The organism is Janthinobacterium sp. GW458P, from assembly GCF_002127585.1.
Classification (GTDB): domain Bacteria; phylum Pseudomonadota; class Gammaproteobacteria; order Burkholderiales; family Burkholderiaceae_D; genus Janthinobacterium.
Genome location: NZ_NEGZ01000137.1, coordinates 1 through 1,301 on the forward strand (window position 1 = coordinate 1; position 1,301 = coordinate 1,301).

At 75.2% G+C, this 1,301-nt stretch carries 1 protein-coding gene and 1 pseudogene; both read left to right on the forward strand.

What is annotated here, in order from left to right; translation table 11 throughout:
* Positions 1-303 (forward strand): annotated as a pseudogene (locus CBW50_RS29650) (MerR family transcriptional regulator); the annotation flags it as partial.
* Positions 296-1,301, forward strand: a 1,006-nt coding sequence (locus tag CBW50_RS28375; protein WP_086148568.1) for an NAD(P)/FAD-dependent oxidoreductase, incomplete at its 3' end; no start/stop codon positions are given. The pseudogene CBW50_RS29650 and the gene CBW50_RS28375, both read left to right, overlap by 8 nt.

Here is a 1,301-nt window from a genome sequence, read left to right on the forward strand (position 1 = left end):
CACGCCGCCACGCCGCTGCCGCCCGTGCCGCCCTGCCGTTTCGACGCCCAGGCGCTGGCCGCCATCACGGCCGCCACGCCCACCGTGGCCTGCGAATGTCCGCGCCACCTGGCCGAGATCCTGCTGATGGTGGGCAGTTTCGAGCGCTACAGCCTGCACTGCGCCACGCGCCACCCGGACGACGCCCTGCTGCACGAGGAACTGGCGCATGCCACGGGCCAGGCGCGCGCCATGCTGGAGGCGGCCATGGACCGGCTGGCGCGCGCCGAAGGACTGCCGCTGCCGGCGGGCGCGCATGGATAGGGCGCGCCACATCGCCGTCGTCGGCGCCGGCATCGCCGGCCTGTCCTGCGCCAGCGCCTTGCAGCATGCGGGCGTGCAAGTGACCGTCTTCGACGCGGCCGGCACGGCGGCGGGCCGCATGGCCACGCGGCGCGCCGATGACTGGCAGTGCGACCACGGCGCCCAGTATTTCACGGCCCGCTCGGCCACCTTCCGCGCGGAAGTGGCGCGCTGGCAATTGGCCGGCGTGGCCGCCCTGTGGACGCCGCGCCTGTGCCTGCTGGCGGCCGACGGCAGCGCGCACGCGCCGGCCGGCGCCATCGAACGCTTCGTCGGCATGCCGCGCATGAGCGCGCCCGCGAAATGGCTGGCCAGCGGCCTGCCGTTGCAGTTGCAAACCTGCGTCACCGGCCTGCAGCGCGGCGCGGACGGCTGGCAACTGCAAACGCGGGAGCTGGGCCTGCTGGACCAGGTCTACGACGCCGTCGTGCTGGCCATCCCCGCGCCGCAGGCCCTGCCCCTGCTGCAGGCGCATGCCCCGCACCTGGCGAGCCTGGCGGCCGGCGTCACCATGCAGCCGTGCTGGGCCGTCATGGCCCGCCATGCGCAGCCGCTGCAGCTGCCCTTCGACGCGGCCTTCATCAACCACGGCCCGCTGCGCTGGATCGCCCGCAACAACAGCAAGCCGGGACGCAGCGGCCAGGAAAGCTGGCTGCTGCACGCCCAGCCCGACTGGAGCGCGGCGCATCTGGACATGCCCGGGGAACAGGTGGCGCAGGCGCTGCTGCACGCCTTCGCCCGGCTCGGCGCGCCGGCGCCGCAGGCGTGGAACGCCCACTGCTGGCAGCATGCGGCCACGGCCGGGGGCAAGGATGCGCTGTTTGCCTGGCATGGCCGCACGCGCCTGGGCCTGTGCGGCGACTGGCTGCAGGGCGGCACCGTGGAAGGCGCCTGGCTCAGCGGCCGCGCCCTCGCCGCCCACCTGCTGGTGGCGGCCGAGGCGGCGGCGCTGGTGGCGG